We start from the raw sequence: 13,177 nt of genomic DNA, 5'->3' as shown, positions 1-13,177 counted from the left end.
CTCCTAGGCGAGCCGGGGCATCCACCGCTCGAAGCGCGCTTCGATACGGCGGAAGACCAGCCCGGAACACAGGGTGATGACGTAGTAGAAGGCCGCGACCACCAGGTAGAACATCAGGTAGTGCTTGGTCGAGGCCGCCGCCTGGCGACCCGCGCCCAGCAGTTCGCTGTAGCCCACCACGCTGATCAGCGCGCTGTCCTTGACCAGCACCAGCCAGAGGTTGGACAGCCCGGCGACGACGTGGGGCAGCATGCTCGGCAGCAGCACCCGGCGCAGCACCAGCAGCGGGCGCATGCCGTAGGCCCGCGCCGCCTCCACCTGGCCCACCGGGATGGCCTCGATGGCGCCACGGATGATCTCCGCCGAGTAGGCGCCCTGGACGATGCCCAGCACCACGATGGCGGCGAGGAAGCCGTTGACCTCCACCGGCGGCTGGCCGGCGGCGGCCATCAGCAGGTTGAGCAGGTCGGAGCCGGCGTAGTACAGCAGCAGGATCAGCAGCAGCTCCGGCACCGCGCGGTACAGCGTGGTGTAGCAGTTGGCCCAGATCACCAGCCAGCGCGGCCCCCACAGCTTCAGCAGGGCCACGCTCAGCCCCAGCACCAGCCCGAGGACGAACGCCCCCAGGGAGATGCCCAGGGTGCGGATGGCACCCTCGGCCAGAGCCTGCAGCCAGCCGTCGACGAACAGCAGCTGGGAGAAGTCGGGCGCCATCATGGCCGCGCCGCGATGTCGGTCTTGAAGTAGCGGCTGCGGATGGCGTCGTAGGTGCCGTCGTCGCGCAGCGCCTGCAGGGTCTGGTTGAGGCGCTCGCGCAGGGCATCGTTGCCCTTGCGTACCGCCGCGCCGACGCCTTCGCCCAGCAGCGGGTCCTGGGGCGCCACGCCCTTGCTGGCGAGCATGGCGTTGTCCGGCAGGTCGAGCAGCGGCTCCACCGCCAGCTGGTCGGCGAGGAGGATGTCGACCCGGCCGCTGCGCAGGTCGGCGAGCAGGTCGTCCTGGTCGTTGTAGTAGCGCACCGTGGAGGTCCTGCCGTAGTACGCCTTGACGTACGCCGAGTGGGTGGTGGAGCCCTGCACGCCGATGATCAGGCCCTTGAGCCCCTCCGGCGTGGGCGCCACATCCAGGCTGCGGTCGGCGACCCACAGCGCCGGGGTGAAGAAATAAGGCTCGCTGAAGTCCACCACCTGGCGCCGCTCAGGGGTGATCGACAGGGAGTTCAGCACCACGTCCACCTGCTGCGCCTTGAGCGCCGGGATCAGCCCGTCCCAGGCCATCTCGTTGAGCGGGCACTGGGCCTGCAGGCGTTCGCACACCGCACGGATCAGCTCCGGCTCGAAGCCGCTCCAGTCACCTTTGCCACTCTTGAAGGAGAACGGCGGGTAGGGCTCCAGGGCAATGCCGAAGACGATGGTCTCCTGGGCCGTCGCTGCGTGGCTGGCGGTGGCCAGGAGCAGGGCGAGAAGGGTTTTCTTCATGTGGATTCCCTCGGTTGTGGTCGTTGTTGTCAGGGGATTCAGCGGTTGTCCTGGGCCATCACGAACTGCCGGCAGCGCTCGCTGCGCGGGTCCAGCAGCACCTGCTCGGGCGGGCCCTGTTCCTCGATGCGGCCCTGGTGGAGGAACACCACCTGGCTGGACACATCACGGGCGAAGGCCATCTCGTGGGTGACCAGGATCATGGTGCGGCCCTCCTCGGCGATGCTGCGGATCACCCGCAGCACATCGCCCACCAGCTCCGGGTCCAGCGCCGAGGTGGGCTCGTCGAACAGCATCACCCGGGGCCGCACGGCCAGTGCCCGGGCGATGGCCACGCGCTGCTGCTGGCCGCCGGAGAGGAAGGCCGGGTAGGCGTGGCGCTTGTCCGCCAGGCCGACCCGCTCCAGCAACTGCTCGGCGTGGGCGATGGCCTCTGCGCGGGGCTCGCCGAGCACGTGCACGGGCGCCTCGATGACGTTCTCCAGCACCGTACGGTGGGGCCAGAGGTTGAAGTTCTGGAACACCATCGCCAGGCGCGCCCGCAGCCGCTCCACCTGGCGCGGGTCGCCGATGCGCCCATGGCCGTGGCGGTCACGCTTGAGCAGCACGGCCTCGCCGTTGATGCGCAGGCTGCCGGCATCGGGAATCTCCAGCAGGTTGATGCAGCGCAGCAGGGTGCTCTTGCCCGAGCCGCTGGCGCCGATCAGCGACACCACGTCGCCCTCCCGCGCCTCCAGGGAGATGCCCTTGAGCACGGCATGGTCGCCGTAGCTCTTGTGCAGCCCCTCGATGGCCACCACCGGGGTGGCGCCGTCACATGCCTGGTTCATCGCTTCGCTCCCGTTCATTCGTCGTCCCGCGCCGGAATCCACCACTCTTCGCCCCGCACGGTGCGGATGTACTCCGGCCAGCGGAACCGGTGCGGCGCCTCGAAATCGGCCGGCAGCAGCGGTGCCTGCCAGTGCTCGCCGCCGATGCCGCCACCGGTGCGCCGGACGAACTCGTCCCGCGCGGCCCCCAGCAGCTCGGGCCGGGTGAGCAGGTCCACCAAGGTCGCGGCGATGGTCTTGGCCGCCACCTGGATCATCGGGTCGATGGTCTCGCGGATGCCGCCCAGGGCATTGGCCACCCAGTCCGGGTAAGGCGTGCCGGCGGCGGCGAGCATCGGCCGCGCCACCAGCAGGCGCACCGTCGGGCAATGCCAGGTGTACTCCGGGTAGTCGTCGGAGGTGAGGTGGCGCTGCCAGGCCGGCATCTGCAGGCGCAACTGGCGCTCGCACTCGCGGGGGTCGATGAGGGCCTCGGTGGCCGCGAGGAAGGGCCGCTCCATGGGCTCCAGCCCCAGGTTGGCCTGGATCTCCCGGGCCACGGCGATGGCCGACTCGCCCCACTGCGGCGCACCGACGGCGGCCAGGTTGTCGTAGGTGGCCTGGGCCAGCACGTGGTTGGGCAGTCCGCCACGGGACTTGCACACCCAGGTCTTCTTCCACTGGCAGCCGGTGGCCAGGGCCGCCGCAGCGGCGTTGTTGTCCATCACCCGGCAGATGGTCTCGGCCTGCTCGATAGAGTCGCAGCGCAGCAGGTACTGGATCTGCGACAGGTGCGGCGGCAGGTTGTCGGCGGTGGCCTGGCCGGCGGTGAGGATGGCCTCGTTGAAGCTCCACAGGCCGGTGAACGGCAGGGTGGAGCGGCGCAGGCTCTCGTTGAGGGTGTAGAAGTGCACCAGCGCGTCGTTGGCGCCCGGCGCGCGGGCCGCCAGGTGGTTCTGCGGGATCGGGCTGTAGGCGTCTGCGGCGATCCAGTCCTGGGGCGCCTCGCAGGTGAAGCTGTAGATGAAGGCGTAGGCGATGCCGCAGTGGGTGTCCCAGGTGGTGGTGTTGTTCAGCGGCAGCATGTAGGTGGGGTGGAAGCTGATGGCCGCGTCGAGGTCGTCGTAGTACCCCTTGGCCGCGTGCACCGGCTTGGAGGCGCGCAGCTTCTCCGCCGGCTCGCCGAAGAAGCGCAGGGTGCCCTTGAGGCCGTGCGCCTGCATGGCGGCCTTGGCGGCCAGCACCCCACCCAGGGCGCTGATGCCCAGGGCCGAGTGCGGGTCGGTGTGGCCCGGGGCGAAGCGCGACAGGCCCTCGCGGGGCATCGGCCGGGTGGTGGCGGCCTGGCAGTTGCCGGGCACCGCGTCGTACTCGGCGTAGCTGGCCAGCACCGGGCCGTCGCCGGTGCTGAAGGTGGCGCAGAAGGCCGTGGGCATGCCGCCGCTGGCCTCCTCCACGGTGAAGCCCTCGCGGCGCAGCAGGTCGACGTACCAGGCGCAGGACTTGTACTCGCGGAAGGCCGGCTCGGCGAAGTGCCAGATCACCTGATGCCAGTCGGACAGCGGCTGGCGATGGCGTTCCACCCAATCGAGGGCAAAGGCTTTGGCAGACATGGGCGCTCCGGGCTCAGGCAGGCAGGAAGTCGGCAGCGTCGAGCTCGACCAGGTGCGGCTCGGCGCTCCCGTCCAGCTCGCCGAGCAGCGCACCCAGCGCCTCCAGGCCGGCCACGCGGTGGTGGCGGACATGGCAGGCACGGGCCAGGGCGGCGAAGTCCGGCGCGAGGATGTCCACCCCCAGCGGCGGCACCTCGCGGGCCAGCATGCTGTCGCGGATCTCGCCGTAGCAGCGGTTGTTCCACAGCACCAGGATCACCCCGGCACCGGCCTCGCGGGCGGCGATCAGCTCGGCGCTGGAGAACTGCAGGCCGCCATCACCCACCAGCGCCAGCACCGGGCGACGGGGGCAGGCCAGCTTGGCGCCGATGGCCGCCGGCAAGGCGTAGCCGAGGGTGCCGTAGCCGGTGCCGGCGTTGAACCAGCTGGCCGGCGCCGGGGCCCGGTAGCCCAGGGCGCCCTGGTAGACCGGCTGGGTGGAGTCGCCCACCAGGATCGGTGCCGGCAGGCTGTCGCGCAGGGTGTCCAGCAGGGCCTGCATCGCCCGTTGCCGGGGGCTCCAGCCGTCGCGCTCGCAGGCATTGACCCGCGCCACGGCGGCCCGGGCCCAGTCACCGTCGCCCGCACCGGCGGGCAGTGCCGCCAGCAGCGCCTCCAGGCCAAGACGGGCATCGCCCAGCAGGCCGACGTCGGCCCGGGCAGCACCGAGCACCTGCAGCGGGTCGATGTCCAGGCGGATCAGCGGCGCCTCGACGCGGAAGGGGCCGAGGCCGAAGAAGTCGTAGTCGGTCTCGCCCAGCTCGGTCCCGACGGCAAGGACCGCATCGGCCTCGGCGAACAGCGCCCGGCCGTGGGCAGCGGACTGCACCCCGTCGAGCAGCAGCGGATGCCCGGGCTCCAGCAGGCCCCGGGCGTTGGTGGTGAGGGCCACCGGCGCCTGCAGGCGCTCGGCCAGCTGGCGCAGGGCAGGGCCGGCACCCCGGGCCCCGCCGCCAGCGAGGATCAGCGGGCGCCGGGCGCGGGCCAGCAGGGCGACCGCCTCGGCCACGGCGGCCGGTGCCGGCGCAGCAGCCTCGGGCAGCGGGCGCGGACGCAGGTCCAGGCCGTCGGCGGGCATCTCCAGCACGTCCAGGGGAATCTCGATGTGCACCGGGCGCGGGCGGGCGCAACGGAACAGACCGAAGGCGCGGGCCAGCACCTCGGGCAGTTCGTCGGGGCGCTGCAGGGTGTGGCTGAAGGCGCAGACGCCGGCGACCATGGCGCGCTGGTCCGGCAGCTCGTGGAGGTAGCCGTGGCCCAGGGCCTGGTGCTCGCGGCGGCTGGTGGTGGAGATCACCAGTATGGGCACCGAGTCGGCGTAGGCCTGGCCCATGGCGGTGAGGATGTTGGTCATGCCCGGGCCGGTGATGATGAAGCACACCCCCGGCTTGCCGCTGGCACGGGCATAGCCGTCGGCCATGAAGCCGGCCCCCTGCTCGTGGCGCGGGCTGACATGCCGCAGGCGGCTGCCGTGCAGGCCGCGATACAGCTCGACGGTATGCACGCCGGGAATGCCGAAGACGGTGTCGACACCGTAGCCTTCGAGCAACTGGACGAGCGCCTGGGCACAACGGGCCATGCGAGCACCTCTTGTTCTGGTTATGGGCTCCCGGCTTCCGCCGGAGGAAGGGCTCCAGTATTGGTGAACGACACGCAACTACAATCGAATTGTTTTTGCCTTATTGTTCGATCCTGCTCACCATTCGACCTTTACCGCCGCCCTGGAGCCGCCCATGCGCTTCCCTTCGATGACAGCCCTGCGTGCCCTCGACGCCGTCGCCCGGCTGGGCAGCGTCTCCGCTGCCGCCCGCGAGCTGAGCCTGACCCGCAGCGCCATCAGCCACCAGATCAGCAGCCTGGAAGAGGCCCTCGGCTTCGCCCTCACCGAGCGCATCGGCCGTGGCATCGGCCTCACCTACCGGGGCGAGCGCTACGCCCGGGAGGTGCAGCGGGCGCTGTCCAGCCTGCGCGAGGCCGCGCTGGGGCTGGACCAGCAGGAGGTCTCCGGGCGGCTCTGCGTGAGCTGCAACCCCGGCTTCGCCACCTATTGGCTGTGCCACCACATCGGCTCCTTCCAGCGCCAGTACCCGCAGGTGCAGCTGCAGGTGGTCTCGCCGCGCACGCCGGACGACACCCGCAACCCCCAGGCCGACCTGTTCATCGCCTACGGCATGGGCGACTGGCCGGACCAGTGGGTGGAGCAGATCGTCGCCTTGCGCTTCTTCCCGGTGTGCAGCCCGCGCCTGATCAATGCCCACGGCGGGCTCAAGCACCCAACCGAGCTGGCGGGCTTCCCCCTGCTGCACATGAACGACCACAGCGACTGGCGGGTCTGGCTGGCCACCGCCGGCGCCTCCCAGGTGGACGCCTCCAGCGGCATCGTCTTCTCCGATGCCCATTGCGCCCAGTCGGCCTGCATCGCCGCCCAGGGCGTGGCCATCGGCGACAACCTGCTCAGCGGCGATGCCCTGGCCCGGGGCCTGCTGGTGCGTCCCTTCGAGACCAGCATCGATTCGCCCCGGGGCTACTACCTGGTGGCCGACCCGTTGAAGGCGGAACGCCCGGCGGTGCGCGCCTTCGGCAACTGGGTGCGGCACCAGCTGCAGGCCACCACCGGCGACCTGCGCCGCGAGCGGCCCCACCCGGGCGAGCCGCAGGCGCTGGTTTGACAGCCCCCACGCCTTCACGGAAGCTGCCGCCTTCCGTGCCCATGCGCCACAGCGGACGTCTGCATGCCTGATCCGAGCCCCACGCCCTCCACCCGGCCACGCCGCAGCTACGTGCTGCCGGTGCTGCTGTCGCTGGCGGTACTGCTGGGGCTGGGCAGCTGGCTGTGGATCGCCGGCGGGCGTCCCTACACGCCGTCCAGCACGCCCCGCGCCAGCCTCGACGACAGCCCCGCGCAGTGGGTGGACGAGCAGCAGTGCGCCACCTGCCACGCGCCCCAGGCCCGTGCCTGGAAGGGCTCCCACCACCAGCTCGCTCTGCAGGAAGCCAGCGCCAGTACGGTGAAGGGCGACTTCAACGACGCCCGCTTCGAGGATGGCGCCGGCGCCACGCGCTTTTTCCAGCGCGACGGCGGCTTCTGGGTGAACACGGCAGGAGCGGACGGCCAGCAAGGCGACTACCGGGTGGCCTGGGTGATCGGCGTCGAACCACTGCAGCAGGTCCTGCTGGCCTTCCCGGACGGGCGCTACCAGGCCCTCGACATCGCCTGGGACGTGCAGCGCCAGGCCTGGTTCCGCCTGCCGGCGGGCCAGGGCGTCGACAGCAGGGCCGACAGCCACTGGGCCCGGCCCGGGCAGAACGCCAACCTGCAGTGCATCGACTGCCACACCAGCGGCTTCCAGAAGAACTACGACGCCGCGACCGACCGCTATGCCAGCCAGTGGCAGAGCCCCGGCGTCGGCTGCCAGGCCTGCCACGGCCCGGCCTCGCGCCACCTGGAATGGGCGCACTTCAGCGGCCTGCACGCCCAGGCCGGCTTCAGCCTGGACCTCAGCCGCGCCAGCAGCCGCCTCCAGGTGGAAAGCTGCGCGCGCTGCCACGCCCGTCGCACGCCCCTGGGCGAGGGCTACCAGGTGCAGGACCGTTTCATGGACGACTACCTGCCCGCCGCCCTGACCCGCGAGTTGTACGAGCTGAATGGCCACTTCAGGGAGCAGGTCTACGAATACGGTGCCTTCACCCAGAGCCGCATGTACGCGCGCGGCCTGAGCTGCACCACCTGCCACGATCCCCACGCCGGCACCCTGAAGGTGGAAGGCGACGGCCTCTGCACCCAGTGCCACAACCCCGAGGGCCGCAGCCGCGTCGCCGGCATCGACGACCGGGGCCTGCGGGCGCGGGACTACAGCAGCCCCGAACACCATCACCACCGCTCCGGCGAGGCCGGCTCGCGCTGCGTCGACTGCCACATGCCGTCACGCACGCTGCTGGGCAACGACCTGCGCCACGACCACCGCTTCAGCCTGCCGGACCCGGCCCACGCGCTGAAGCTGGGCACCTCGGATGCCTGCCAGGCCTGCCACGCCAACCTGCCCAACGAGACCCTGGTGGGCGAGTTCGAGCGCTGGTACGGCCGCACCCAGGCCGGTGCGCCACGTTATGACGAGAGCCTGGCCCTGGTGCGCCAGGGCAAGCCGGGCGCCTCGCGGGCGCTGTTCCAGCAGCTGGAGCGTGCCGACCTGCCGGCCATCCGCCGCGCCACCCTGCTGGCGGAGCTGCCGGCCTACCCCAGCGAGCGGGCACTGAAGGTGGCCGCCAACGACCTCAACCACGCCGCGCCCCAGGTGCGCGAGGCGGCCATCCGCGCCGTCAGTGCCCTGCTGCCGCCGGAGCAGCGCCGCGACCTGCTGGGCCCGCTGCTGAGCGACCGCGTGCGTGCCGTGCGCATCGCTGCCGCCCGCGACCTGCTGGGCATGCGCACCACCGGGCTGGGCAACTACCAGCGCGCCTGGAGCCAGGCCATCGGTGAATACGAGGCGGCCCTCAGCAGCCAGGCCGAGCGCCCGGAGGTGCAGCTGGCCCTGGCCGCCCTGCAACAGGCCGACGGCCGCGCCGACCAGGTGGAGGGCCGCCTGCGCACCCTGCTGGCACGCAACCCGGACTACCTGCCCGGCACCGTCGCCCTGGCCCAGTGGCTGGACGCCAACCAGCGCGATGACGAAGCCCTGGCCCTGCTGGACCAGGCCCTGGCCCGGCACCCCGAGGCGGGCGCCCTGCACCATGCCCGGGGCCTGGCCCTGCTGCGCCGGGGTGATCGCAGCGGCGCGCTGCAGGCCCTCGAACACGCCGTCCGGCTGGAGCCGGGCAACCCGGGCTACGGCTACGCACTGGCCACGCTGCTGCACGATGCCGGCCGGCTGGAGGAGGCCTGCCGGCGCCTGGAGCTGGTGCTGGAAAGCCAGCCGGCCCACCGCGAGGCCCGCCTGGCGCTGATCGCTTACTGGCGCGAGGCGGGGCAGATCCAGCGGGTGCAGGCCCTGCTGGCCGAGCTGGAGCAACTGAACCCGGACGACCCGGCGCTGCGTCGCGAGTGACGCCACGACGGTTCGCATCGAGCCGGCGGAACTCCGGGCACGGGCCTAGAATCCAAGGTGTCAGGTCCCCCCCAACACCCTGGAGCCCGCCATGCGTACCCGTCTTGCTGCCACCGTCCTCGCCCTGATCGCCCTCCCCGCCGGTTCGGCCATGGCCGACACCTTCTGGCGCAACGTGATCTCCTCCGGCGCCACCACCGCCTCTACCTACGTCACCTTCAAGGACCACAAGCTGATCGTCGCGGCCCGCGAGGATGCCAGCAGCTTCGTCGCCAGCGACGGGCAGATCCGTGGCCCTTACCTGGAGGCCGCGCTGCGCCAGGTGCGCGCCGACAACCCCGGTCTCACCGCCAGCGACGAGGAGCTGGCCAGCGCCATCCTCGCCAGCGAATAACGCGAAACGGACGATACGCCGCACGGAACGCAACGGGAGGCCGGGTTAGACTGGCCTCCCGCAACCGGCACAAGGACCGCGCCCCATGGGCAATCCGATTCCCACCCTCAAGGTCATCCTGATCCTCACCATCGCCGTCGACATGTTCTGGTTCGGCGACCGCCTGCTGTCGATCTTCGGCTTCAGCTTCTACGAGATCCTCCCCGACAAGCTGATCAGCCTCATCGCCATGATGAGCAACGCCCTGATGATCCTCTTCAACGTGCTGCTGATCGGGCTGCTCTCGCGGCTGCAGCTGAAGGACGAAAGCTGAGCGCACGCCACCACCGCCCGGAAGGGGCAGCGCTCTGGCATCTGTAGGCAAACGATTGGGAACAAACGCAGCCCGACCGGTGGTGACACCGGCCAGGCGCGCCCCATTGCGGGGCGCAGGCGTGATCAGGCTTCGGCGACGGCGGCGTAGCCGGCAGCGCCCAGCAGCTTGTCCAGCTCGGCGGTGTTGGCCGGCTTGAGCTTGAAGAACCAGGCGCCATAGGGATCGCTGTTGACCAACTCGGGCGAGTCGGCCAGTTCTTCGTTGATGGCGATCACTTCGCCGGAGACCGGCGCGTAGATGTCGGACGCGGCCTTCACCGACTCCACCACACCGGCTTCCTGGCCAGCGGCCAGGGCCTTGCCCAGCTCCGGCAGTTCGACGAAGACCACGTCACCCAGGGCCTCCTGGGCATGGTCGGAGATACCGACGGTCACGGTGCCGTCGGCTTCAAGGCGCGCCCACTCGTGACTGGCGGCGTAACGCAGGTCGGCGGGAATGTTGCTCATTGTTCTGGCTCCTAAGGACAGTGGCGGGCAGCCCGCCTGGGAAATTTAGATCAAGGCCCTGCCATTGCGAACGAAGTTCGGCTGGACCACGCGAACCGGGTACCACTTGCCACGGATCTCCACTTCGGCGCGCTCACCGGTGGCCGCCGGGACCCGCGCCAGGGCGATGGACTTGCCCAGGGTGGGGGAGAAGCTGCCGCTGGTGATCTCGCCATCGCCGATGCCCTCGACCCGCACCACCTGGTGGGCGCGCAGCACGCCGCGCTCCTCCAGCACCAGGCCCACCAGTTTCGGGTGGGGGCAGGCGGCACGCTCGGCCTCCAGGGCGCTGCGGCCGATGAAGTCACGCTCGGCGGGCGCCCAGGCGATGGTCCAGCCGAGGTTGGAGGCCAGGGGCGAGGTGTTCTCGTCCATGTCCTGGCCGTAGAGGTTCAGGCCGGCCTCCAGGCGCAGGGTGTCGCGGGCACCGAGGCCGATGGGGGAGATGCCGGCGCCGACCAGCTCGTTGAGCATGTCCACGGCCTGGTCGCGGGGGAACATGACTTCCAGCCCGTCTTCACCGGTGTAGCCGGTGCGGGCGATGAACCAGTCGCCTTCGGGCAGGCCCTGGAAGGGCTTGAGTTCATGGATCAGCGCGGCGCGTGGGCTGCTCACCAGGTCGGCCAGGCGCTGGCGCGCGGTGGGGCCCTGGATGGCCAGCAGGGCCAGGTCGTCGCGCAGCGCCAGGCGCACGTCGAAGGCTTCGGCGTGGCGCTGCATCCAGGCGATGTCCTTGTCACGGGTGGCGGCGTTGACCACCACGCGGTAGCCCTCGACGGTGAGGTAGACGATGAGGTCGTCCACCACGCCGCCCCGCTCGTTGAGCATGACGCTGTAGAGCGCCTTGCCGGGGCTCTGCAGGCGGCTCACGTCGTTGGCCAGCAGGCGCTGCAGGTAGGCCGTGGCCTGGCTGCCGGCAACATCGACGACGGTCATGTGGGACACGTCGAAGACGCCGCAGTCGCTGCGCACCTGGTGGTGCTCCTCGACTTGCGAGCCGTAGTGCAGCGGCATGTCCCAACCGCCGAAATCGACCATCTTGGCGCCAAGGGCCAAGTGCAGGTCATGGAGCGGTGTGCGCTGTCCCATGGGTTTCTCCTTCCGGGCTTGGCGAACTGCGATCCGCGCTCAAGCCCCCGCCAATCCTGGCGTTCAGGGCTGCCGGGGGCCTTTCGTGACACGGGGTCCGAGGGGCGGGCCGCAACGAATGGCGCGCATTGTAGCTGCAAGGTCGGAGACTGGACACCCGACGGGTGACCGGCTGGTCGAGCAGCTATCCGCCACCCATCGGGCGGGCCGAACGGCGGATCAGCAGCACCACCGGCAGCAGCCCCACCAGCACCAGGCTGAGGGCCGGCAGCGAGGCCCGTGCCCACTCCCCTTCGCTGGTCATCTCGAAGACCCGCACGGCCAGGGTGTCCCAGCCGAAGGGGCGCATCAGCAGGGTGGCGGGCATTTCCTTGAGCACATCGACGAACACCAGCAGCGCGGCGCTCAGCAGCCCCGGTGTGAGCAGCGGCAGGTAGACCCGGCGGAACAGGCCGAGCCCGCCCACGCCCAGGCTGCGGGACGCCTCCGGCAGTGACGGGCGAACCCGCGCCAGCGCGCCTTCCAGCGGGCCGTGGGCCACCGCGAGGAAGCGCACCAGGTAGGCCACCAGCAGGGCACTGAGCCCACCCAGCAGCAGCGGCTTGCCGGCTCCGCCGAGGGCGGAGGACAGCGGCACGACGACGGCCCGGTCCAGGTGGCTGAACACCAGCATCAGCGCCACCGCCAGCACCGAACCGGGCAGGGCGTAGCCGAGGTTGGCCAGGCCCACGGCGGCCCGCACCGGCCGCGTCGGCTGCTGGCGCCGGGCGAACACCAGCAGCAGGGCGACGCCCACGGTGATCAGCGCCGCCAGGCCGGCCAGGGCGAGGCTGTGCAGTACCAGCGCCTGGTAGCGCTCGTCCAGGTCGAAGCGACCGCGCTGCCAGAACCAGGCCAGCAGCTGCAGCAGGGGAATGACGAAGGCGCAGGCAAACACCAGGGTGCACCAGCCGCTGGCAGCGAGGGCGCGCCAGCCCTGCAGCCGGTAGAGCGGTGCGCCGCGACCGCGCTCCTTGGCCGGACGCGGCACGCCCCGGGCACGGCGCTCGCCGTAAAGCACCAGGCCGACGCCGAGCAGCAGGAGGCTGGCCAGCTGGGCGGCGCTGGACAGGCTGAAGAAGCCATACCAGGTCTTGTAGATGGCAGTGGTGAAGGTGTCGAAGTTGAACACCGAGACGGCGCCGAAGTCCGCCAGGGTCTCCATCATGGCCAGTGCCAGCCCGGCACCGATGGCCGGCCAGGCCACCGGCAGGGCGACCCGCCAGAACGCCTGCCAGGGGGACTGCCCGAGGGTGCGGGCGGCTTCCATGAGGCCGCGCCCCTGGGCCAGGAAGGCGGCCCGCGCCAGCAGGTAGACGTAGGGGTAGAACACCAGCGACAGCACCAGGATGACGCCCCCGGTGGAGCGCACCCGGGGCAGCCGCACGCCGCTGCCGAACCACTCGCGCAGGGCGCTCTGCACCGGGCCGGCGAAGTCGAACAGGCCGATGAAGACGAAGGCCAGGACATAGGCCGGGATGGCGAAGGGCAGCATCAGCGCCCAGTCGAGCCAGCGCCGGCCGGGGAATTCGCAGAGCGCCACCAGCCAGGCCAGGCTCACCCCGAGCAGGGTGACGCCGGTGCCGACGCCAAGCACCAGCACCAGGCTGTTGCCCAGCAGGCGGGGGAGCTGGGTGTCCCAGAGGTGGGCCCAGATCTCCCGGTCCACGTCCTGCCAGGCCAACAGCAGCACCAACAACGGCAGGACCACCAGACTGGCGGCGGCGAACGCCGGCCAGTGCCAGTGAAGGCGCGGCGAGCGCGGGGGCGCCGGCTCGCCGCTGGCGGGGTTCGTCAGAACCCCTTGGGCGGG

The 13,177-nt window shown here is 71.1% G+C and carries 11 protein-coding genes and 1 pseudogene; 4 read left to right on the top strand and 8 right to left on the bottom strand.

Annotation, left to right across the window (positions count from 1 at the left end):
• Positions 1–3: 3 nt before the first annotated feature.
• The 5 genes and pseudogenes from RTK35_RS08140 to RTK35_RS08120 all read right to left on the bottom strand — a co-directional run bounded on the left by RTK35_RS08140 (position 4) and on the right by RTK35_RS08120 (position 5,518).
• Positions 4–714: an ABC transporter permease subunit gene (locus tag RTK35_RS08140; protein ID WP_316907818.1), complete on the bottom strand. Its 711-nt coding sequence runs from the start codon at positions 712–714 to the stop codon at positions 4–6.
• Positions 714–1,478, bottom strand: a complete 765-nt coding sequence (locus RTK35_RS08135) for a transporter substrate-binding domain-containing protein (RefSeq protein ID WP_316907753.1) — start codon at positions 1,476–1,478, stop codon at positions 714–716. The genes RTK35_RS08140 and RTK35_RS08135 overlap by 1 nt, the downstream gene beginning before the upstream one ends.
• 38 nt (positions 1,479–1,516) lie before the next feature.
• Positions 1,517–2,239: pseudogene (locus tag RTK35_RS08130) on the bottom strand (ABC transporter ATP-binding protein); the annotation flags it as partial.
• An 83-nt stretch (positions 2,240–2,322) separates the two neighbouring features.
• Positions 2,323–3,900, bottom strand: coding sequence for an amidohydrolase (locus RTK35_RS08125; protein WP_316907752.1), 1,578 nt, complete (start codon positions 3,898–3,900; stop codon positions 2,323–2,325).
• Between the two features lie 13 nt (positions 3,901–3,913).
• Complete coding sequence (locus RTK35_RS08120; RefSeq protein ID WP_316907751.1) at positions 3,914–5,518, bottom strand: 5-guanidino-2-oxopentanoate decarboxylase; 1,605 nt, start codon at positions 5,516–5,518, stop codon at positions 3,914–3,916.
• 154 nt (positions 5,519–5,672) lie between these two features.
• Between RTK35_RS08120 and RTK35_RS08115 the strand changes: the two genes are divergently transcribed.
• The 4 genes from RTK35_RS08115 (at position 5,673) to RTK35_RS08100 (ending at position 9,688) form a co-directional block, all read left to right on the top strand.
• A complete protein-coding gene (locus RTK35_RS08115; RefSeq protein WP_074967073.1) occupies positions 5,673–6,608 on the top strand; it encodes a LysR substrate-binding domain-containing protein in 936 nt (311 codons plus the stop codon).
• A gap of 63 nt (positions 6,609–6,671) precedes the next feature.
• A complete protein-coding gene (locus tag RTK35_RS08110) occupies positions 6,672–8,981 on the top strand; it encodes a tetratricopeptide repeat protein (protein ID WP_316907750.1) in 2,310 nt (769 codons plus the stop codon).
• Between the two features lie 91 nt (positions 8,982–9,072).
• Positions 9,073–9,375 (top strand): DUF2388 domain-containing protein, encoded by a 303-nt coding sequence (locus RTK35_RS08105; RefSeq protein WP_044402169.1) that lies wholly within the window; start codon positions 9,073–9,075, stop codon positions 9,373–9,375.
• 85 nt (positions 9,376–9,460) lie between these two features.
• Entirely contained in the window at positions 9,461–9,688 is a 228-nt protein-coding gene (locus RTK35_RS08100; protein WP_316907749.1) for a hypothetical protein, read from the top strand.
• 125 nt (positions 9,689–9,813) lie between these two features.
• Here the strand turns inward: RTK35_RS08100 and gcvH are convergent, their stop codons facing one another.
• From gcvH to RTK35_RS08085, 3 genes are all read right to left on the bottom strand, one after another.
• Positions 9,814–10,197, bottom strand: a complete 384-nt coding sequence (gene gcvH / locus RTK35_RS08095; protein WP_316907748.1) for a glycine cleavage system protein GcvH — start codon at positions 10,195–10,197, stop codon at positions 9,814–9,816.
• A gap of 45 nt (positions 10,198–10,242) precedes the next feature.
• Positions 10,243–11,325, bottom strand: coding sequence for a glycine cleavage system aminomethyltransferase GcvT (gene gcvT / locus RTK35_RS08090; protein WP_316907747.1), 1,083 nt, complete (start codon positions 11,323–11,325; stop codon positions 10,243–10,245).
• Between the two features lie 184 nt (positions 11,326–11,509).
• Positions 11,510–13,162 carry an ABC transporter permease gene (locus tag RTK35_RS08085; protein WP_410478639.1) on the bottom strand — a complete coding sequence of 551 codons (1,653 nt, stop codon included), beginning with the start codon at positions 13,160–13,162 and terminating at the stop codon, positions 11,510–11,512.
• Positions 13,163–13,177: the final 15 nt, after the last annotated feature.

The organism is Pseudomonas sp. zfem003 (assembly GCF_032621675.1).
GTDB classification, from domain to species: Bacteria; Pseudomonadota; Gammaproteobacteria; order Pseudomonadales; family Pseudomonadaceae; genus Metapseudomonas; species Metapseudomonas otitidis.
The sequence above is the reverse complement of the archived record's forward strand: the minus strand, read 5'-3'. Positions and strand labels throughout refer to the sequence as shown.

Bases quoted from the DNA above. Each gene is read 5' to 3' on its own strand.
- RTK35_RS08140 (WP_316907818.1), bottom strand. From the start codon at position 714: ATGGCGCCCGACTTCTCCCAGCTGCTGTTCGTCGACGGCTGGCTGCAG.
- RTK35_RS08135 (WP_316907753.1), bottom strand. From the start codon at position 1,478: ATGAAGAAAACCCTTCTCGCCCTGCTCCTGGCCACCGCCAGCCACGCA.
- RTK35_RS08125 (WP_316907752.1), bottom strand. From the start codon at position 3,900: ATGTCTGCCAAAGCCTTTGCCCTCGATTGGGTGGAACGCCATCGCCAG.
- RTK35_RS08120 (WP_316907751.1), bottom strand. From the start codon at position 5,518: ATGGCCCGTTGTGCCCAGGCGCTCGTCCAGTTGCTCGAAGGCTACGGT.
- RTK35_RS08115 (WP_074967073.1), top strand. From the start codon at position 5,673: ATGCGCTTCCCTTCGATGACAGCCCTGCGTGCCCTCGACGCCGTCGCC.
- RTK35_RS08110 (WP_316907750.1), top strand. From the start codon at position 6,672: ATGCCTGATCCGAGCCCCACGCCCTCCACCCGGCCACGCCGCAGCTAC.
- RTK35_RS08105 (WP_044402169.1), top strand. From the start codon at position 9,073: ATGCGTACCCGTCTTGCTGCCACCGTCCTCGCCCTGATCGCCCTCCCC.
- RTK35_RS08100 (WP_316907749.1), top strand. From the start codon at position 9,461: ATGGGCAATCCGATTCCCACCCTCAAGGTCATCCTGATCCTCACCATC.
- gcvH (WP_316907748.1), bottom strand. From the start codon at position 10,197: ATGAGCAACATTCCCGCCGACCTGCGTTACGCCGCCAGTCACGAGTGG.
- gcvT (WP_316907747.1), bottom strand. From the start codon at position 11,325: ATGGGACAGCGCACACCGCTCCATGACCTGCACTTGGCCCTTGGCGCC.